Here is a 19,121-nt window from a genome sequence, read left to right as displayed (position 1 = left end):
GGGTCAGAGTAGCCCGTACCGGATACTGGAACGCATGGCTTACGACGATCTTCGTTCCCTGCTCAGGGCACTGGAACGCGAAGGCGACCTCAAGCGCGTCAAGGCGGAGGTCGATCCGTACCTGGAGGTCGGGGAGATCGTCGACCGGGTGCAGAAGTCCGGCGGCCCGGCGCTGCTGTTCGAGAACGTCCGCGGGTCCGCGATGCCGCTCGCGATGAACGTCTTCGGCACCGACCGCCGCCTGCTGAAGGCGCTGGGCCTCAAGTCGTACTCCGAGATCTCCGACAAGATCGGCGGGCTGCTGAAGCCCGAGCTGCCGCACGGGTTCGTCGGCGTGCGCGAGGCCTTCGGCAAGCTGGGCGCGATGGCGCACGTGCCGCCGAAGAAGGTCAAGGACGCGCCGGTGCAGGAGGTCGTCCTGCACGGCGACGAGGTGGACCTGGACCAGCTGCCCGCGCTGTTCACCTGGCCCAAGGACGGCGGCTCCTTCTTCAACCTGGGCCTGACCCACACCAAGGACCCGGAGAGCGGCATCCGCAACCTGGGCCTGTACCGCCTCCAGCGCCACGACAAGCGCACAATCGGCATGCACTGGCAGATCCACAAGGACAGCCGCAACCACTACCAGGTGGCCGCCCGGCGCGGCGAGCGGCTGCCCGTCGCCATCGCCTTCGGCTGCCCCCCCGCCGTCACCTACGCCTCCACCGCGCCGCTGCCCGGCGACATCGACGAGTACCTGTTCGCCGGGTTCGTCGCGGGCAAGCGGATCGAGATGGTCGACTGCAAGACGGTCCCGCTCCAGGTCCCGGCCCAGGCGGAGGTCGTCCTGGAGGGCTGGCTGGAGCCCGGCGAGATGCTGCCGGAGGGGCCCTTCGGCGACCACACCGGCTTCTACACGCCGCAGGAGCCGTTCCCGGCGCTGCGGATCGACTGCGTGACGATGCGACGCCGGCCGCTGCTCCAGTCGATCGTCGTCGGCCGCCCGCCGACGGAGGACGGACCGCTGGGCCGCGCGACGGAGCGCTTCTTCCTCCCGCTCCTCAAGATCATCGTCCCGGACATCGTCGACTACCACCTGCCCGAGGCCGGCGGCTTCCACAACTGCGCGATCGTCTCGATCGACAAGAAGTACCCCAAGCACGCCCAGAAGGTGATGCACGCCGTCTGGGGCGCGCACATGATGTCCCTGACCAAGCTGATCGTGGTCGTCGACGCCGACTGCGACGTGCACGACCTGCACGAGGTCGCCTGGCGGGCGCTCGGCAACACCGACTACGCCCGCGACCTCACGGTCGTCGAGGGCCCCGTCGACCACCTCGACCACGCCTCCTACCAGCAGTTCTGGGGCGGCAAGGCGGGCATCGACGCGACGCGGAAGTGGCCCGAGGAGGGGTACACGCGCGACGGAGGGTGGCCGGACATGGTGGAGTCCGACCCGGAGACGGCGGCCCTGGTGGACCGCCGCTGGAAGGAGTACGGCCTGTGAGTTCCGCCTCTGCCGCGATCCCCCAGCCGGGGCGCACGAAGGCCTTCCTGCGCCTGGTGATGATCGAGCACTCCGTCTTCGCCCTGCCCTTCGCCTACATCGCCTCCCTCACCGCGATGTACGAGTGGGACAGGAACATCCACTGGGGCCGGCTGCTCCTGGTCACGATCTGCATGGTCGGCCTGCGGACCTTCGCGATGGCCGTCAACCGGATCATCGACCGCGAGATCGACGCCCGGAACCCGCGCACCGCCCACCGCGAGCTGGTCACCGGCGCGATGAGCGTGCGCCACGCCTGGACCGGCGCCCTCGTCGCGCTCGTCGTCTTCCTCGGCGCGGCCGCCCTGCTCAACCCGCTCTGCCTGGCGCTCGCCCCCGTCGCGGTCGTCCCGATGGTGGTCTACCCGTACGGCAAGCGGTTCACGAACTTCCCGCAGGCCATCCTCGGTCTCGCCCAGGCGATGGGCCCGATCGGCGGCTGGCTGGCGATCACCGGCGAATGGTCCTGGACGGCCGTCATCCTCGGCCTCGCCGTCGGCATCTGGATCGGCGGCTTCGACCTCATCTACGCCTGCCAGGACGTCGAGACCGACCGCGAGATCGGCGTCATGTCGGTCCCGGCCCGCTTCGGCATCCCGGCCGCGATCTGGGGCGCCCGCGCCTGCCACCTCGTCACGACGGCCCTGTTCGTCTGGTACGCCCTGGCCACGGACGCGGGCGCGTTCTTCTGGCTGGGCCTGCTCATCGTCGCGGCCGCGTTCGTCTACGAACACCGCATCGTCCGCCCCCACGACCTGTCCCGCCTGAACAGGGCGTTCTTCAGCGTCAACGGCTTCATCGGCATCGCCCTGTTCGCGTGCGCGCTGCTGGATCTGCTGGTGCGGGGTCTGACGGTCTGACGGCGGTCTGACGGTCCGACGTGCGGCCGATCCTGAGGCCGCCGTCGCGCACCGGTACGCTCAAGATGTGAACGCAGGGAAAACGCAGCGCACGCCTTGGATCGTGGGGGTGTCCGGAGCCTCCGGTACGCCGTACGCGGCGGCGGTGCTGCGGGCGCTGCTCGCCGCCGGTGAGAGCGTCGACCTGGTCGTCAGCCGGGCCTCGCGGCTCACCCTGCTGGACGAGACCGGCATCTCCTTCCGGGACGCGCACTGGGCGGACGACCTGCGGGAATGGCTGGCCCGCGGGGCCGACGGCAAGCCCGGCAGCTTCGACGCGGACGTCAGCGCGGTGCGGTACTGGAACGCCGGGGACCTGGCCGCGGGGCCGTCCTCGGGGTCGTACGCCACGAAGGGCATGCTCATCGTGCCCGCCTCGACCGCGTGCGTCGCCGGTGTCGCCCTCGGACTGTCCAAGGACCTGCTCCAGCGGGCCGCGAGCGTCACGCTCAAGGAGCGCCGCCGCCTGGTCGTCGCCGTACGGGAGACCCCCCTCAACGGGCAGACGCTGCGCCACCTGGTCACGCTGGACGACGCGGGCGCGACCGTGGTGCCCGCCTCGCCGGCCTTCTACGCGGGCGCGACCCACATCCAGGACCTGGTGGACTTCGTCGCCGGACGCGTCCTGGACGCCGCCGGCGTCCCGCACGAGCTGTACCGGCGCTGGAAGGGCGAGCTGGGCGGCGGCGGCAACTGAGCAGTACCTCTTCGTTTCACGAATTCCCCGACCTTTTCAGCGGAAGGCTTCGAATCGCATGGACGCGGTGGACAGGCAGCTCATCCAGGCCCTGAGGGAGAACGGCCGGGCCTCCTACGCGGAGCTGGGACGCCTCGTCGGTCTGTCGGGACCCAGCGTCACCGACCGCATCAACCGGCTGGAGGCGGCCGGTGTCATCACCGGCTACCGCGCCACCGTGGACTCGGCCTCGCTGGGCCTCGGCGTGACCGCCCTGATCGGCATCTCGCTCTCCGACGCCGCCGACCACGAGGACGTGGCGCGCCGGATGAAGGACTTCACCGAGATCGAGGACTGCTGGTTCATCGCCGGCGACGACTCCTTCATGCTCAAGGTGCGCGCCTCCGACGTGGACGGGCTGGAGAAGATCATCCGGCGGCTCAGCGGCACCCGGGGCGTCTCCCGCACCCGTACCACCATCGTGCTCTCCACCAAGTGGGAGAACCGGGTCGGGGAACTGCCCGAAGAGGTCTAGGGATACCGTTGGCGGTGCTGTCGGAGAAAGGTGTGGGCATGGACGTCGGACTCAAGCGCGAGCTGGAGGAGAAGGTCCGCTCCGGTGAGCGGCTGACTCGGGAGGACGGCATCGCGCTGTACGAGTCGGACGACCTGGCCTGGCTCGGCGGCCTCGCGCACGAGGTGCGGACACGGAAGAACGGCGACGTCGTCCACTTCAACGTCAACCGCCACCTCAACATGACCAACGTGTGCACGGCGTCCTGCGCCTACTGCTCCTTCCAGCGCAAGCCGGGGGAGAAGGACGCGTACACGATGCGCATCGAGGAGGCCGTCAAGCTCGCCAAGGCGATGGAGTCGGAGAACCTCACCGAGCTGCACATCGTCAACGGCCTCCACCCCAACCTGCCGTGGCGCTACTACCCGCGGTCCCTGCGCGAGCTGAAGGCGGCCCTGCCAAACGTCTCGCTCAAGGCCTTCACCGCCACGGAGATCCACCACTTCGAGACCATCTCCGGGCTGTCGGCGTCCGAGATCCTCGACGAGCTGATCGACGCCGGTCTGGAGTCGCTGACCGGCGGCGGCGCCGAGATCTTCGACTGGGAGGTCCGCCAGCACATCGTGGACCACCGCACCCACTGGGAGGACTGGTCCCGCATCCACCGCCTGGCGCACGAGAAGGGTCTCAAGACCCCCTGCACCATGCTGTACGGCCACATCGAGGAGCCCCGCCACCGCGTCGACCACGTGCTGCGGCTGCGCGAGCTGCAGGACGAGACCGGCGGCTTCCAGGTCTTCATCCCGCTGCGCTACCAGCACGACTTCGTCGACATGCAGGACGGCAAGATCCGCAACCGCCTCCAGGCGCGCACGCAGATGGCGACGGGCGCGGAGGCGCTGAAGACGTTCGCCGTCTCGCGGCTGCTGTTCGACAACGTCCCGCACGTGAAGGTCTTCTGGGTCATGCACGGCGTGCAGACCGCCCAGCTGGCCCTCCAGCACGGCGCCGACGACATGGACGGCTCGGTCGTCGAGTACAAGATCACGCACGACGCGGACAACTACGGCACGCCGAACAAGCTGACCCGTGAGGACCTGCTGGAGCTGATCCGCGACGCGGGGTTCCGGCCGGTGGAGCGGAACACGCGGTACGAGATCATCCGGGAGTACGAGGGGCCTGACGCCGGGCGTCGGGAGTCTCCGCAGCCCATGCGGGTGTGAGACGGATCGGGTAGTCGTTCGGCTGCGGGTGCGTGGGGGCTGGTCGCGCAGTTCCCCGCGCCCCTGAGGTGGGTACTCGGGGCGTATGCCCGCACAGGCCCCCGAGGACCAGTACGACGCGGCGCCGTTCGTCCCCGAGCGCGGTGGACTCCCGGCGCTGCGCGAAGCCGCCGCCGGCTGTCGCGGCTGCCCGCTGCACCGCGCCGCCACCCAGACCGTCTTCGGTTCCGGGGACGCCCACGCGCGCGTGATGCTCGTCGGGGAGCAGCCCGGCGACCAGGAGGACCGGCAGGGCAGGCCCTTCGTGGGGCCCGCCGGGAAGCTGCTCGACCGGGCGCTCGCGGACGCCGGGATCGACCCGGCCGAGGCGTACGTCACCAACGCGGTCAAGCACTTCAAGTTCACGCAGGCCGAGCCGAAGAAGCGGCGCATCCACAAGGCGCCGACGCTGCGGGAGATGACGGCGTGCGGCCCCTGGCTGGCCGCCGAGCTGGCCCTGGTGGAGCCGGATCTGATCGTGGTGCTCGGCGCGACCGCGGGCAAGGCGCTGCTGGGCAGCTCGTTCCGGGTCACCGAGGTGCGCGGCACCGTGCTGGAGCGGGAGATCCACGGGCGCCAGGAGCGGCTCGTACCGACCGTGCACCCGTCGTCCGTGCTGCGGGCGGACGACCGCGAGACGGCGTACGAGGGCCTCGTCCACGATCTGGAAACAGCGGCACGCGCCCTGGCGTAAGGGCTACGATGCCCCGGTGGCCCTTACTTTCACCTTTGACCCGGCCGTCACCCCCGAGCTGCGCGACGGCATCCTCGACCTGTGGGCGGACGTCTCCAACGCGGGAGGCGCCGTCGGCTTCGTGCCGCCGGTGACACCGGAGGCGATCCGGCCGGAGCTGGTGAAGCACTTCGCGGCGATGGCGGAGGGACGCACCCGGCTCCTCGTCGGTCACGACGAGCAGGGAAAGGTGGCCGCGACCGCGTTCCTCACCCTCAACACGCACCGGCTGATGACCCACTGGCTGTGGCTGTACACCGTCATGGTGCACCCGCGTCACCAGGGCAAGGGCTACGGCCGTGACCTGCTGGCCGCCGCCGAGGACGCGGCCCGCGGCCTCGACGGCATCGAGGCGATCCGGCTGACCTGCCGCGGCGGCCTCGGCCTGGAGCGGTTCTACGGCTCCTGCGGCTACAAGGAGGTCGGCCGCATCCCGGGCGCGATCCGCGTGGCGCCGGGCGACGACCGCGACGACGTGATCATGCTGCTGCCGCTGGGCTGAGGCGGCCGTCCGTACCCCGGCGCAAGATCGGCGGCAGCGCGTGCTTCACTGGATGCTGACCCTTTTGTGCCGCCTTTTCGATCGGAAGAGTGGATTGCGATGCTCCGCTACACGCTGATGCGCCTCGGGATCTTCGTGGGCTGCCTCGTGGTCGTCTGGGGCCTCGTCTACTCCGGCGTCGTCCCGCGCGGCCTCGGCGCCTCCAACGGCATGTGGGTGCTGCTGCTGTCGCTGGTGATCTCCGCCCCGATCAGCTTCGTGGTGCTGCGCAAGGAGCGCGACCGCGCCTCCGAGCAGATCGTCCAGAAGGTCGACCGGGTCAAGGCCAACCTGGACGCCAACCGCAGCCAGGAGGACGTGGCGGACGACGCGGCCCGCGCGCAGGGAGCGTCCTAACTACCCTTGCCCTCATGGGTGCTGTGAAGACCAAGCGGATGCCGCGGGCCGTCCGTGAGCAGCAGATGCTGGACGCGGCCGTACGGATCTTCGGGCAGCGCGGGTACATGGCGGCCTCGATGGACGACATCGCGGAACTCGCGGGCGTCTCGAAGCCGCTCGTGTATCTGTACCTGAACTCCAAGGACGACCTCTTCCTCGCCGTCATCCGCCGTGAGGCCGCCGCGCTCACCGAGGCCGTGCGCACGGCCGTGCGGCTGGACCAGCCCGCCGACCGGCGGCTGTGGGACGGGCTGCTGGCATTCTTCACGCACACCGCGCGGCACCCCGACGCCTGGTCCGTGCTGCACCTCCACGCCCGCACCCACGGCGAGCCGTTCGCCGCCGAGGTCACCGCGATGCGGGCGGAGATCGTCACGTTCGTCACGCGGCTGATCGCCGTCGCCGCGCGGGAGGCCCACCGCAACCCCGACCTCGCCGACCACGAGGTCGCCGGGCTCGCCGAGGCCCTCGTCGGTGCCGCCGAGTCGCTCGCCGCCTGGGCCAACACCGGCGACGGCGTCGGCGCCCGGCAGGCCGCGGCCACACTGATGAACTTCGCGTGGGCGGGCCTCGGCTCCCTCATGGCGGGCCGGGCCTGGTCACCGCCGGCACCGTGACGTCGCGTCGCCGGTCAGGCCGGTGCGGTCGTCACGCTGCCGGTCAGGTGGGTGCGGCCGTCGGATGAGCGCAGCTCGAAGCGGCCCGAGGCGTCCGCCGCGTACACCACCGTCGCCGGCAGCGGTACCGGTGCCCTGAACTCGGCCCGCACGACGGCCGCTTCGGGGCTGCCGTGCGCGGCCAGGCAGCGGGCCACCGTCCACATGCCGTGCGCGATGGCCCTCGGGAAGCCGAACAGGCGGGCGGTGAGCGGGTGCAGGTGGATGGGGTTGCGGTCGCCCGAGACGGCGCCGTAGCGGCGGCCGAGGTCGGCGCCGGGCCGCCACTCCGCGACGGCGGGCAGCGGTGACGGGGCCTGCGGGCCGGGCACGGGCGCCCCGGAGTGCTCGCCGGCCGTGCGGTGCCGCGCCAGATAGGTGCTCGTCGACTCCCAGACGACCCGCCCCGTCCCCGCGTCCCGCAGCTCGGTGACGACGGCCGCCTCCGTGCCCCGCCGGTGCGGTGCCAACCGGTCGACGCGCACGGCGAGTTCGTAGGTGCCCGTCGCCGGGAGGGCGCGGTGCCTGCGGATCCCGATCGACGTGTGGACCAGGCCGAGCAGCGGCAGCGGGAAGTCCCGGCCGCTCATCAGCCGCATGGCGAGCGGGAAGCCGAGGACGTGCGGGTAGGTGAGCGGGAGGGCGTCCTCGCCGGTGGCGAAGCCGCAGACCCGTTCGTAGGCGGAGAGCCGCGCGAGGTCGACCCGCAGGCCGGGCAGGACCAGGCGGGTGCGGGGGAAGGGCGCGTCCGGGCGGGGCCGCTTGAACGGGGACAGCAGCGCCCCGCGCGCCAGCAGCGGCGTGAGGGCGGGGGGCTTGCCGAGGACGGTTCCGGTCGTCATCACGCCCCCAGCAGGCTCTGGCCGCACACCCGGACGACCTGCCCGTTGACCGCGCCGGAGGCCGGATGCGCCAGCCAGGCGACGGTCTCGGCGACGTCGACGGGCAGTCCGCCCTGCGCGAGGGAGTTCATCCGGCGGCCGGCCTCGCGGATGAGAACGGGGACCGCCGCGGTCATCTTCGTCTCGATGAACCCGGGCGCGACCGCGTTCACCGTCACCTGGTGCCCGGCCAGCGCGTGCGGGGCGAGGGCGCGGACCAGGCCGGCGATCCCCGCCTTGCTCGCCGCGTAGTTGGTCTGCCCGGCGTTGCCCGCGAGGCCCGCGATGGAGGCGGTGGCGACGATCCGCCCGTGCGGGCGGAGCGCGCCCCGCGCGAGCAGCGCGTCCGTGGTGCGCAGGACGCTCGCCAGGTTGACCTCCAGGACGGAACTCCAGCGCTCGGCGGGCATGTTGGCCAGCCGGCGGTCACGGGTGACGCCCGCGTTGTGCACCAGCACGTCCAGGCCGTCGGGCAGGGCACCGGCGATCCGCTCGCCCGCGTCGGCCGCCGTGATGTCCAGCGCGAGCGCGCTGCCGCCGAGCCGCGCGGCGAGCCGTTCGGCCTCCTCCTGCGCGGACGGCACGTCGAGGACGACGACCCGCGCGCCGTCCCGGGCCAGCGTCTCGGCGACGGCCGCGCCGATGCCCCGGGCGGCCCCGGTGACCAGCGCGGTACGGCCGGACAGCGGGCGGTCCCAGTCGTCCGGGGCGGTGGTGTCGCGGGCGTCGACGTGGATCACCTGGCCGCTGACGTAGGCGGACTTGGGGGAGAGCAGGAAGCGCAGGGTGGACTCGGCGGCGGCCGGGTCGGTGAGCCGGACCAGGTTCACCGTCCTGCCTCCGCCGATCTCCTTGCCCAGCGAGCGCGTGAAGCCCTCCAGGGCCTGCTGGGCCGCCGCCTCATGGTGGTCGGCGGCATCCGGTGGGGCGCCCAGCACGACCACCCGGCCGCTCGTGGCGACCGACCGGACGACCGGGTGCAGGGCGGCGTGCACCTCGGCGAGCGCGCCGACGTCCCGTACTCCGGTGGCGTCGAGGACGACGGCGGCGGGGTCGCGCTCCCCGGCGTCGAGACCGGTGCGCGCCAGGACCTGCTCCAGGCCGGGCATGCCCTTGCCCGCCGTCAGGTGCAGCAACCCGCCGGTGAACACGGGTCGTTCGGCCGACCAGCGGGCCAGCGGGGCCGGGCGCGGCAGCCCGAGACGGCGGGTCAGAAAGCGACCGGGCGCGGTGCCGGTGAAGGTCAGATAGCGGTCGGCCATGCCGGGCGCCCTCCCTGGTCTGCCCAGATTGCTCACTCTCACAGGGCTTACTCCGCCTGCTTACTCTGGAGTAAGGTTACCGCCGGTAATGCTATGCCATTGAAGAGGCGTACAGTCAATGTGAGCCCCCCTCACGTAATCCCCGAGGTTGCACAGCCCCGGCCCCGGACCCGCCCGGAACCCGCACAAGGCCCCCACAGGGGCGCCGTACGATCCGGTACTTAACCGGCGGTAACCCTGCGCGCGGGCCGTCGCCGGTGAACGCCCCGCACCGCGAGGCGCGTACGTCATGCAGCAAGCAGTTCCACGCTGCACGCCCCAGGAGCCGCCCCGTGTCCACCCCCTACTCGCCCTCCGCCGCTTTCGAGGATCTCGACGGCCCCCGGGGACCCGTCCTCGTCGAGCCCGAGACCAAGCGGCTGGACGGGGCCGTACGGGAGGCGTCCGTGCCGCCGCTCGCCCGGCCCGTGCGGCACGGCTCGCTCGCCGACCTGCCCTTCGAGAACGCCGACGCGGCGCCCGCCTCGGTCGTGCTCAGCAGGCGGCAGCCGGACGGCCGGTGGACCGACGTGACCGCCGAGCGGTTCGCCGCCGAGGTGCAGGCCGTCGCGAAGGGGCTGATCGCCGAGGGGCTCGTGCCGGGCGACCGGATCGCGGTCATGGCCCGTACGACGTACGAGTGGACGCTGCTGGACTTCGCCGCCTGGGCCGCCGGCCTGGTCACCGTCCCCGTCTACCCGACCTCCTCCATCTACCAGACCCGCTGGATCCTCCAGGACTCCGGTGCGGTCGCCGTCGTCACCGAGACCGTCGCGCAGGCCGCCGCCCTCGGCCCCGAGCGCCCCCACCTGCCCGACCTGCGGCACGTGTGGGTGATCGAGAAGGGGCATGTCGAGCGGCTGGGCGAGCTGGGCGCGGCCACCGTCCCCGACCAGGAGGTCGCCGTACGGCGCGGGATGCTCGGCCCGGACACCCTCGCCACGCTCATCTACACCTCCGGCACGACCGGCCGCCCCAAGGGCTGCGTGCTCTCCCACGGCAACTTCTTCGCCGAGGTCGACAACGCCGTCGAGCTGCTCTACCCGGTCTTCCGCGCGGAGACCGGGGAGGAGCCGTCGGTGCTGCTCTTCCTGCCGATGTCCCATGTGTTCGGCCGGATGGTCGCCGTCGCGTGCGTCCGCGCCCGGGTCCGCCTCGGACACGCCCCGAGCCTGAAGGCGGAGGACCTGCTGCCGGACCTCGCGGCCTTCCGGCCGACCTGTCTGCTGACCATCCCGTACATGCTGGAGAAGGTCTACAACTCGGCCCGCGCCAAGGCCGAGGCCGGCGGCCGGGTCGCCGCCTTCGACCGCGCGGCCGCGGTGGCCCGCCGCTACGGCGCCGCCCTGGAGGCCCGGCAGGCGGGCACCGGCAGCGGCCCCACCCGCTCCCTGAAGACCGCCCGCACCTTCTACGACCCACTGGTCTACCGCAAGATCCGGGCCGCCATGGGCGGCCGGGTCAAATACGCCATCTGCGGCGGCTCCCCGCTCGGCCGCCGCCTCGCCGCCTTCTACGCGGGCGCCGGCATCCAGGTCTTCGAGGGGTACGGCCTGACCGAGACCACCGGCGCCACGACCGTCACCCCGCCGCTCAAGCCCCGCCTCGGCACGGTCGGCTGGCCGCTGCCCGGCACGCGCGTGCGGATCGCCGCCGACGGGGAGATCCTCGTCTCCGGCGACCACGTGCTGCGCGGCTACTGGGACCCGCAGGCCGGCGGGGTCGTCCCCGCGACCCGCGACGGCTGGCTGCCCACCGGTGACCTAGGCGAACTCGACGACGAGGGCTACCTCACCATCACCGGCCGCAAGAAGGAGATCATGATCACGGCGGGCGGCAAGAGCATCGCCCCCGCCCCGCTGGAGAACTGGCTGCGCCAGCACCCGCTGATCTCCCAGGTGATGCTGGTGGGCGACGGCCGCCCCTACGTCTCCGCGCTGATCACCCTCGACATGGACGGCGTCTCCCACTGGCGCCGCATGAACGGCAAGCACCCCGTCCCAGCGGAACTCCTCGTCGACGACCCGGAGCTGAGGGCCGTACTCCAACGGGCTTTGGACGAGGCCAACAAACTGGTCTCCCGCCCCGAATCCATCCGCCGCTTCACCGTCCTCCCGACCGACTTCACGGAGATGGCCGGCCACCTCACCCCGTCGATGAAGCTGCGCCGCGAGGCGGTCCTGCGGGACTTCGCGGCGGAGGTGGAAGGGCTGTACGCGCAGTAGAGGCCGGGGCCGTGGGAGCCTGCAGCCCGCGCCGGTGCCGCACCACCGTGTCCGCGAACGCCCGCGCCGCCGGGGCCAGGGCGTCCCAGCGGCGTACGGCCCACCCGACGGGCAGCGGGCGCAGACCGGGCAGGGGGAGCAGCCGCAGCGACCCGTCACCGGCCTGCTCAAGTCCCGGAAAGGCGGGCACCACCGCGCGGCCGACGCCCAGTTCGGCCAGCAGCAGGGCCGTGTCCCAGTCGGCGACGCTCGTGTCGTACGCGAACCGCACACCCGCCTCCGCGCAGGCGGCCTCCAGCTGGGCGGCGGACGCCGAGTTCGGGGGCAGGCGGATCACGCGCAGCCCGGCCACATCGGCCGCCTCCACACGCTCCCGCCCGGCGAGGGGATCGTCCGGGCGCACCGCCAGCATCCACGGCAACTCCACCACCGCCCGCTGCTCGATGCCCCGCACCGGCGGGCCCAGGGTGATCCACGCCAGGTCGAGGGTGCCGTCGGCGAGCGCGTCGAAGCTGCCGCGGCCCGAACTGACCGTGCGGAACTCCAGGTTGACCTCGGGGTAGCGGCGGCGGAACGCCACCACCGCGTCGGACATGAAGTGCCGCACCGTGGTCGCCCCGGTCGCCACCCGCACGTACCCGCGCTCGCCGCTGCCCAGATCCCGCAACCGCCGGACGGCCAGATCCAGCCCGGAGATCCCCTCGGCGGCGGCCTCCTCCAGGATCCGTCCCGCCCGCGTGGGCACGACCCCGCGCGGCTGCCGCTCCAGCAGGGCCACGCCGGTCTCCCGCTCCAGCCGCTTCACGTGCTGGCTCACCGCCGACTGGGTACACCCCAGCTCCCGGGCCACGGCACTGAGGCTCCCGGCCCGGCACACGGCCACGAACACCCGCAGGTCGTCGAGGGTCATGGCCCCCAAGCTACAGCTTGGGTCAAGCGACAAATCCCAAGGATTGACTGGCCTTTGACCGGTGTACGACGATCTTCCCAGGGCCCCAAGGGCGGCAACCCGCTCCCCCGGGAGGAGCGGGTGCCGACCCGCCATCCCCCCGTCCGCGCACGCTCCCGAAGGAGCACGGTGACCGTGTCCCCCAGCCTCCGAGCAGCACGCGCCCTCCTCGTCGAAGCGGGCGCCGACCGCATCCCGCACCCCGGCGGCACGCTCCTCGCCCACCTCGACCGGGTGCACGCCCGCCTCGCCGCGTGGGACGCCCGTCCGGCCCTGCGGCTCGCGGGCCTGTGCCACGCCTGCTACGGCACCGACGGCTTCCCCGAGCCCCTGCTCCCGCTCGACCGGCGCGCCGACCTGGCCGCCGTGATCGGGGCGGAGGCCGAGGAGATCGTCCGGCGCTACGCGGGGTGCGCGCGAGAGGCGACGTATCCCACGCTGGACGGCCCGGACGCCCGCTTCCACGACCGCTTCACCGGTACGGCCGTGCCCGCCACGGCCGCCGAGACGCGGGACTTCGCCGAGCTGACCGCCGCCAACGAACTCGACCTCGCCGCCGAGAACCCGGACTTCCGCGCCCGCCACGGCCGCGACCTCCTCGCCCTCTTCACCCGCCTGCGCCCCCTGCTGACCGAGGCGGCGTGGACGGACTGCCGGGCACTGCTCGGCCAGACCTGACGTGAGTCCCCGACGACGGATGCCGGGCGATTGTGCCCACCCAGGGGCGCGGGGCTGTGTCGATATGCGGCTCCGCCGCGTGGGCGCGATCAGCCACGACGTACCCGCACCCGCCTACGAACCGCTGCCTCCCCAGGACTTGCGCACCGCGAGGAACGCCTGCGCCGCCGTCTCGCCCAAGGTGGTGTCCTGGGCCCGTACCGTCTGCCACAGCCGTGTGAAGCCCGCCCCCTCCAGCAGGGCGGTCAGCTGCTCCGGGCGGCGGCGCCGGAAGTCCAGGGAGACCGGGTGGCCCCACGGACGGTCCAGGTGGAGGGGTTCGTCGCCCGTCTGGAAGCCGAGGAGGAGCGGTGCGCCGGGGGCCAGGACGCGGTGCAGTTCCGCGAAGAGGGCCGGGAGGTCATCGTCGGGGGTGTGGATCGTGGAGTACCAGCACACCGCCCCGGCAAGGCTCCCGTCCGCAACGTCCAGCCGCGCCATCGAGCCCTGCTCGAACCGCAGCCCCGGGTTCTCCCGCCGCGCGATCGCCACCATCGACTCCGACAGGTCGAGCCCGTACACCGACAGGCCGAGCGAGGCGAGGTACGCCGTGATCCGCCCGGGGCCGCAGCCCAGGTCGGCCACCGTGCCCTCCCCGCCGACGAGTTCGGCGAACGCCACCAGCTGGGCCCGGTCCAGCGGGCGCCCGGCCAGGGTGTCGCGGAAGTGCTCGGCGTAGTCCTCGGCGATGGTGTCGTAGAAGCGGCGGGTGGAGGTGAGGGAGTCGGTCATGGGCGGAGCGTAGGGGGCCCCACTGACACCGAGGGGCCGCTGAAGTGGGTCCCGCCTCACCCCACCCCCGCCCACCGCAGCACCGCCGTAGCCCCCGCCGCCCCGAGCACCACCACCGCGAACGGCGCCCGGCGCCACGCCAGTACGGCGCCCACCAGGACGCCGGCCGGGCGGGCCCAGCCCGCGAAGGCGCCGGCCTCGGTCAGTGCGCCCGTGGCCAGCAGGGCGACCAGCAGGACGATCGCGCCGGCCGAAAGCAGCTCCTGTACCCGGGGCGGGAGCGTGACCCGGCCGTGCAGGACCGGCCCGATCAGCCGGAAGGCGTACGTCCCCACCGCCAGCGCGAGGATCGCCGCGACCGTGGCGTTCACGCCGTACGCCCCTTCCCGTGCAGCGCCAGCCCGGCGAGCGCCAGCAGCACCGGCACCCCGGCCGGCACGTACGGCGTGACCGCGAGCGCCAGTGCCGCGCCGAGCAGCGCGGAGCGCCGTACCGCGGCGTCGGTGCGCAGGGCGGGCAGGACCAGGGCGACGAGGACGGCGGGGAAGGCGGCGTCGAGGCCGTAGGTGCTGGTGTCGCCCAGGGCACTGCCGGCGAGCGCCCCGCACAGCACACCCGCGTTCCACACGGCGAACAGCCCGAGGCCCGACACCCAGAAGGCAATCCGGCGGCGCGCCGGGTCGCTCTGCGCGAGGGCGAAGGCGACGGTTTCGTCGGTCACCAGGTGCGCGCCGAGAAGACGGGCGGCGCGGCCCCGGCCGAGGACGTCGGCGACGGCGAGACTGTAGGCGGCCGTACGGGTGTTCAGCAGCAGCCCGGTCGCCGCCGCGGCCAGCGGCCCGCCCCCGGCGAGCAGGATGCCGACGGCGCTGAACTGGGCCGAGCCCGCGTACACCACCAGCGACATCACGACCGGCACCCACACCGGCAGCCCGCCGGCGACGGCGATCGCGCCGAAGGACACGCCGACGATGCCGCTGGCCAGCCAGACGAGTGAACTGTCCCGGACGAGGGAACCGACCTCGGGTGTTCGGAGAAGCGAACGCATGTTTTCTACAATGAACAACAGGCGTTGTGTTCGTCAAGGCGAACAGTCGTACCGGCCCAGCGAACGGAATCGAAGGTCACCCCGTGATGTCCCAGCCCTCCGCCCGGCTTCCCATGGAGTGGATCGCCGCCTCCCTCAAGCGCGAGCGCACCCGCGCCGGACTCTCCCTGTCCGAGCTGGCCAAGCGCGCCGGCGTCGCGAAGTCCACGCTCTCCCAACTGGAGGCGGCGAGCGGCAATCCGGGCGTGGAGACGATCTGGGCGCTGGCGGTTGCCCTCGGCGTGCCGTTCAGCGCGCTGGTGGAGCCGCCGACCCAGTCGCTCCAGGTGATCCGGGCGGGGGAGGGGCCGGCCGTGGCCTCGGAACGGGCCGACTTCGTCGCCACCCTGCTCGCGGCGAGCCCCCCGGGCGCGCGCCGGGACATCTATCACATCCGCGCGGAACCGGGCACCGCCCGGGAGTCGGCGCCGCATATCCCCGGCACCGTCGAGCACCTGATCGTCGGCAGCGGAAAGGTGAAGGCCGGGCCGCTGGGAGAAGGCGTGGAGCTGAATCCCGGGGATTACGCGACGTATCGCGGCGATGTTCCGCACGCGTACGAGGGTTTGCTGCCCGGGACGTCTTTCGTGCTGGTCATGCAGCACGTGTAGGGCCGGGGCGGCCCGCGCCGGGAAAGGGCAGGAGCCCCGTCGCCGTACGGCGCGGGGCTCCTTGGGTACTGCACTCAGACTGCGATCATGATGCGATCGAGAAATCGATCAGACCGGGGTGACGTTCTCCGCCTGCGGGCCCTTCGGGCCCTGGGTGACGTCGAAGGACACCTGCTGGTTCTCCTCGAGCGACCGGAAACCGGACGCGTTGATCGCGGAGTAGTGGACGAAGACGTCGGGGCCGCCGCCTTCCTGGGCGATGAAGCCAAAGCCCTTTTCGGCGTTGAACCACTTAACGGTTCCGGTAGCCATAAGCCCTCCTTGGGCTCAAAGGGTTGCCCTGCTCCAGAACCAGCAAGTGTGAAGACAAGTTCTGCACAACTGCATCCGCCTGAAAAGACGAGAGCCCGCGGTCACATGCTCCGCAGGCTCTGTACTGCAAGGGAAACCAAACTGCAACTTGTGGCGAGCGTAGCACGGGGAGACCGGAAAGCAATAGAGGTCAAGATCACGTCACTCGGATGTTTGAGCCGGATCACCCGTTCGACGGCAGGGGCGCCGGTCGTGCCGCCGCCCCCCGGGTCTAGTCTCGCGATGTGGACAATTCTCGCACCCGGCCGCGCGTCGGCCACATCCAGTTCCTGAACTGCCTGCCCCTGTACTGGGGGCTCGCGAGAACCGGCACGCTCCTCGACTTCGAGCTGACCAAGGACACCCCGGAGAAGCTCAGCGAGCAGCTCGTGCGGGGCGACCTCGACATCGGTCCGATCACCCTGGTCGAGTTCCTGAAGAACGCCGACGACCTCGTCGCCTTCCCCGACATCGCCGTCGGCTGCGACGGGCCCGTGATGTCGTGCGTGATCGTCTCCCAGGTCCCGCTGGACCGCCTCGACGGCGCCCGGGTCGCCCTCGGCTCGACCTCCCGCACCTCCGTCCGCCTCGCCCAGCTGCTGCTGGCGGAACGGTTCGGCGTACGGCCCGACTACTACACCTGCCCGCCCGACCTCAGCCTGATGATGCAGGAGGCCGAGGCCGCCGTCCTCATCGGCGACGCCGCGCTGCGGGCCAACCTCCACGACGGCCCGCGCTACGGCCTCGCCGTGCACGACCTGGGCGCGCTGTGGAAGGAGTGGACCGGCCTGCCGTTCGTCTTCGCGGTGTGGGCCGCCCGCCGGGACTACCTCCGGCGCGAGCCCGTCATCACCCGCCGCGTCCACGAGGCGTTCCTCGCCTCGCGCAACCTCTCCCTGGAGGAGGTCGGCAAGGTCGCCGAACAGGCCGCCCGCTGGGAGGCCTTCGACGAGCCGACCCTCGCCCAGTACTTCACCACCCTCGACTTCAGCTTCGGCCCGGCCCAGCTGGAGGCCGTCGCGGAGTTCGCCCGCCGGGTCGGCCCGACGACCGGCTTCCCGGCGGACGTGAAGGTGGAACTGCTGCAGGCGTGAGCCCCGGGGTGCCACGGCCGTGAGTTGCGAGGCCTGCCGCACTACCCTGCTGGGGAGACTCCGCCGGGGGACGGGTGCACGCCCGTCGGCCGGTGCGGGGGACCGGCGCCCGGCGCCGGGACACGGTGGCGCGCGCCGCCGGTGTACGGGGGAGGGAAGACGCCATGCAGCCGCTCGCAGCCGACGAACCCGCCGCCGTGGGGCCCTACCGGCTGCTCGGCCGGCTCGGCTCCGGCGGGATGGGCCGGGTCTACCTGGGCCGCAGCGCCGGCGGGCGCACGGTCGCCGTGAAGGTCGTGCACCCGCACTTCGCGCTCGACGAGGAGTTCCGCGCCCGCTTCCGCCGCGAGGTCGAGGCGGCCCGGCGGGTCGGCGGCGCCTGGACCGCCTCCGTGCTCGACGCCGACCCGGACGCTCCCGTGCCGTGGGCCGCCACCGCCTACGCCGCCGGGCCCTCGCTCGCCGCCGCCGTCGCCGCGCACGGCCCGCTGCCCGTCGCGTCCGTACGGGCCCTGGGCGCGGGGCTCGCCGAGGCGCTCGCGGCCGTCCACGAACTGGGCCTGGTCCACCGGGACGTGAAGCCGTCCAACGTGCTGCTCACCCTCGACGGCCCGCTGCTCATCGACTTCGGCATCGCCCGCGCCACCGACGGCACCGCCTCCCTCACCTCCACCGGCGTCTCCGTCGGCTCGCCCGGTTACATGTCCCCCGAGCAGATCCTCGGCAAGGGCGTCACCGGCGCGGCCGACGTGTTCTCCCTCGGCGCGGTCCTGGCGTACGCCGCGACCGGCGCACCCCCGTTCGCCGGGGACTCCTCGGCCGCGCTGCTCTACCAGGTCGTGCACGAGGAGCCCGACCTCGGCGGGCTCGACGGCGAACTACGGGAGTTGGCGGCGCACTGCCTGGCCAAGGACCCGGCGGCCCGCCCCGCCCCGGCGGAGATTGCCCGGCGGCTCGCCCCCCAGGGCGCGGCACGGCTCGTGGCGGGCGGCTGGCTGCCGGGCGCGCTGGTGGAACAGGTGAGCCGCAGCGCCGTACAGCTGCTGAACCTGGAGGCGGGGGAGGGGCCGGTGTCGGGGCCGGTGGGGTTCGGTGGGGTGGTGGAGGAGACGGGGGGCGGTCCTGCGGCACCTGTCCCGGCGTCGGCTCCCGCTGTGGCCCCGGCCTCGGCGTCCGCAGGGTCCTCTGCCGTCGAAGGGGCCTCCGTGGCGGGCGTGTTCGGGCCGCCGCCGGTGATGCCGGCCGTGCCGCGGCAGACGGCACCCGGCGCGGAGACCGCCGTACCGCGGGAAGCCGTACCTCGGCATGCCGTTCCACGGGACGCCGTACCGCCGGACGCCGTAGCGCAGGACCCGCCCGGAGGCGGCCGGTCGCGGCCCGGGCGGCTGTCGGTCACCGTGGCCGCCGACGCGGCGCCCGTCGCGGGCGGCCGGGGGCGGCGGCTGAGCTGCACGGTGGCGCTCGCGGTCGCCGGGGCGCTCGCGGCCGTGACGGTCGGTTCGGTCTTCGTCCTGGACCTGCTGCCCGGACAGGGCACCAAGGACAACAGCAGCAGCGGCAGCCACGCCTCCCCGTCGGCCGGTGAGCCGGACGCCGCCGCCCCCGCCCCGTCCGGCCCCGTCCCCGCCCGCTACCTCGGCACCTGGGAGGGCCAGGGCACCGGCCTGGGCGGCGCCTTGCCCATGGGCACCTTCCGGGTGACCGTCCGTCAGGCCGAGGCCGGCCAGCAGGTGGGCGAGGTGCGCAACACCGACCAGCTCGGCGGCGTCTGCACCGACGTCCTGACGCTGAAGCAGGTCACGAAGACCGAGCTGGTCGCCTCGTCGGCCGGGGCGAAGACCAACCACGCCGGATGCGACCAAGGGCGGCACACCGTGCGCCTCGTGCCGGAGGGCGACGACCTCGTCTACAAGTCCGACAGCTCGGCGTCGGGCAACCCGGTCGCCCGGCTGTCGAAGATCGGCTGAC

At 72.8% G+C, this 19,121-nt stretch carries 21 protein-coding genes; 14 read left to right on the top strand and 7 right to left on the bottom strand.

The genetic code is table 11. The annotated features are described in order from the left end of the window. Window positions 1–34 precede the first annotated feature (34 nt). The 9 genes from IE308_RS32985 (at window position 35) to IE308_RS32945 (ending at window position 7,166) form a co-directional block, all read left to right on the top strand. Window positions 35–1,486 carry a menaquinone biosynthesis decarboxylase gene (locus IE308_RS32985; protein ID WP_190220692.1) on the top strand — a complete coding sequence of 484 codons (1,452 nt, stop codon included), beginning with the start codon at window positions 35–37 and terminating at the stop codon, window positions 1,484–1,486. Next, window positions 1,483–2,385 (top strand): menaquinone biosynthesis prenyltransferase MqnP, encoded by a 903-nt coding sequence (gene mqnP, locus IE308_RS32980; RefSeq protein WP_190220691.1) that lies wholly within the window; start codon window positions 1,483–1,485, stop codon window positions 2,383–2,385. Before IE308_RS32985 ends, mqnP begins: the two co-directional genes overlap by 4 nt. A gap of 67 nt (window positions 2,386–2,452) precedes the next feature. Next, window positions 2,453–3,121, top strand: coding sequence for a UbiX family flavin prenyltransferase (locus IE308_RS32975; protein WP_110629696.1), 669 nt, complete (start codon window positions 2,453–2,455; stop codon window positions 3,119–3,121). Between the two features lie 58 nt (window positions 3,122–3,179). Continuing rightward, window positions 3,180–3,635: an Lrp/AsnC family transcriptional regulator gene (locus IE308_RS32970; RefSeq protein ID WP_110629697.1), complete on the top strand. Its 456-nt coding sequence runs from the start codon at window positions 3,180–3,182 to the stop codon at window positions 3,633–3,635. 38 nt (window positions 3,636–3,673) lie between these two features. Further along, a complete protein-coding gene (gene mqnE / locus IE308_RS32965) occupies window positions 3,674–4,837 on the top strand; it encodes an aminofutalosine synthase MqnE (RefSeq protein ID WP_190220690.1) in 1,164 nt (387 codons plus the stop codon). An 85-nt stretch (window positions 4,838–4,922) separates the two neighbouring features. Further along, window positions 4,923–5,570 (top strand): UdgX family uracil-DNA binding protein, encoded by a 648-nt coding sequence (locus tag IE308_RS32960; protein WP_190220689.1) that lies wholly within the window; start codon window positions 4,923–4,925, stop codon window positions 5,568–5,570. A 16-nt stretch (window positions 5,571–5,586) separates the two neighbouring features. Continuing rightward, window positions 5,587–6,111, top strand: coding sequence for a GNAT family N-acetyltransferase (locus IE308_RS32955; protein ID WP_190220688.1), 525 nt, complete (start codon window positions 5,587–5,589; stop codon window positions 6,109–6,111). A gap of 99 nt (window positions 6,112–6,210) precedes the next feature. Continuing rightward, a complete protein-coding gene (locus tag IE308_RS32950) occupies window positions 6,211–6,507 on the top strand; it encodes a DUF4229 domain-containing protein (protein ID WP_110629701.1) in 297 nt (98 codons plus the stop codon). Between the two features lie 14 nt (window positions 6,508–6,521). Then, window positions 6,522–7,166 carry a TetR/AcrR family transcriptional regulator gene (locus IE308_RS32945; protein WP_110629702.1) on the top strand — a complete coding sequence of 215 codons (645 nt, stop codon included), beginning with the start codon at window positions 6,522–6,524 and terminating at the stop codon, window positions 7,164–7,166. 14 nt (window positions 7,167–7,180) lie between these two features. Here the strand turns inward: IE308_RS32945 and IE308_RS32940 are convergent, their stop codons facing one another. Beyond that, on the bottom strand, window positions 7,181–8,047 hold the full coding sequence (locus tag IE308_RS32940) for a MaoC family dehydratase (RefSeq protein WP_190220687.1): 867 nt from the start codon (window positions 8,045–8,047) through the stop codon (window positions 7,181–7,183). Further along, window positions 8,047–9,348: a 3-oxoacyl-ACP reductase gene (locus IE308_RS32935; protein WP_190220686.1), complete on the bottom strand. Its 1,302-nt coding sequence runs from the start codon at window positions 9,346–9,348 to the stop codon at window positions 8,047–8,049. Before IE308_RS32935 ends, IE308_RS32940 begins: the two co-directional genes overlap by 1 nt. A 332-nt stretch (window positions 9,349–9,680) precedes the next feature. Between IE308_RS32935 and IE308_RS32930 the strand changes: the two genes are divergently transcribed. After that, the gene (locus IE308_RS32930; RefSeq protein ID WP_190220685.1) at window positions 9,681–11,612 is read left to right on the top strand and encodes an AMP-dependent synthetase/ligase; all 1,932 of its coding nucleotides are present in this window, start codon (window positions 9,681–9,683) and stop codon (window positions 11,610–11,612) included. Here the strand turns inward: IE308_RS32930 and IE308_RS32925 are convergent. Then, the gene (locus IE308_RS32925; RefSeq protein ID WP_190220684.1) at window positions 11,533–12,522 is read right to left on the bottom strand and encodes a LysR family transcriptional regulator; all 990 of its coding nucleotides are present in this window, start codon (window positions 12,520–12,522) and stop codon (window positions 11,533–11,535) included. The genes IE308_RS32930 and IE308_RS32925 overlap by 80 nt on opposite strands. Before the next feature lie 168 nt (window positions 12,523–12,690). Here IE308_RS32925 and IE308_RS32920 point away from each other — a divergent pair, with 168 nt between their 5' ends. After that, window positions 12,691–13,239 (top strand): DUF6817 domain-containing protein, encoded by a 549-nt coding sequence (locus tag IE308_RS32920; protein ID WP_190220683.1) that lies wholly within the window; start codon window positions 12,691–12,693, stop codon window positions 13,237–13,239. 114 nt (window positions 13,240–13,353) lie between these two features. Here the strand turns inward: IE308_RS32920 and IE308_RS32915 are convergent, their stop codons facing one another. Genes IE308_RS32915 through IE308_RS32905 form a run of 3 tightly spaced genes read right to left on the bottom strand, consistent with a single transcriptional unit; the run spans window position 13,354 to window position 15,058 of the window. Next, window positions 13,354–14,010, bottom strand: a complete 657-nt coding sequence (locus IE308_RS32915; protein ID WP_190220682.1) for a class I SAM-dependent methyltransferase — start codon at window positions 14,008–14,010, stop codon at window positions 13,354–13,356. 56 nt (window positions 14,011–14,066) lie between these two features. Beyond that, window positions 14,067–14,381 (bottom strand): AzlD domain-containing protein, encoded by a 315-nt coding sequence (locus IE308_RS32910; protein ID WP_190220681.1) that lies wholly within the window; start codon window positions 14,379–14,381, stop codon window positions 14,067–14,069. Beyond that, window positions 14,378–15,058: an AzlC family ABC transporter permease gene (locus IE308_RS32905; protein ID WP_190220680.1), complete on the bottom strand. Its 681-nt coding sequence runs from the start codon at window positions 15,056–15,058 to the stop codon at window positions 14,378–14,380. The genes IE308_RS32910 and IE308_RS32905 overlap by 4 nt, the downstream gene beginning before the upstream one ends. Before the next feature lie 86 nt (window positions 15,059–15,144). Here IE308_RS32905 and IE308_RS32900 point away from each other — a divergent pair, with 86 nt between their 5' ends. Then, on the top strand, window positions 15,145–15,708 hold the full coding sequence (locus IE308_RS32900) for a helix-turn-helix domain-containing protein (RefSeq protein ID WP_190220679.1): 564 nt from the start codon (window positions 15,145–15,147) through the stop codon (window positions 15,706–15,708). A 108-nt stretch (window positions 15,709–15,816) separates the two neighbouring features. Here IE308_RS32900 and IE308_RS32895 read toward each other — a convergent pair whose 3' ends face one another. After that, window positions 15,817–16,020: a cold-shock protein gene (locus tag IE308_RS32895; protein ID WP_003992177.1), complete on the bottom strand. Its 204-nt coding sequence runs from the start codon at window positions 16,018–16,020 to the stop codon at window positions 15,817–15,819. 284 nt (window positions 16,021–16,304) lie between these two features. On the opposite strand from IE308_RS32895, the gene IE308_RS32890 reads away from it, so the two are divergent. Further along, window positions 16,305–17,153, top strand: a complete 849-nt coding sequence (locus IE308_RS32890; protein ID WP_110629712.1) for a menaquinone biosynthetic enzyme MqnA/MqnD family protein — start codon at window positions 16,305–16,307, stop codon at window positions 17,151–17,153. A gap of 164 nt (window positions 17,154–17,317) precedes the next feature. Beyond that, a complete protein-coding gene (locus IE308_RS32885; RefSeq protein ID WP_190220678.1) occupies window positions 17,318–19,120 on the top strand; it encodes a serine/threonine-protein kinase in 1,803 nt (600 codons plus the stop codon). Window position 19,121: the final 1 nt, after the last annotated feature.

The organism is Streptomyces griseosporeus (assembly GCF_014656055.1).
GTDB classification, from domain to species: domain Bacteria; phylum Actinomycetota; class Actinomycetes; order Streptomycetales; family Streptomycetaceae; genus Streptomyces; species Streptomyces griseosporeus.
This window is presented reverse-complemented; position numbering and strand designations above follow the sequence as displayed.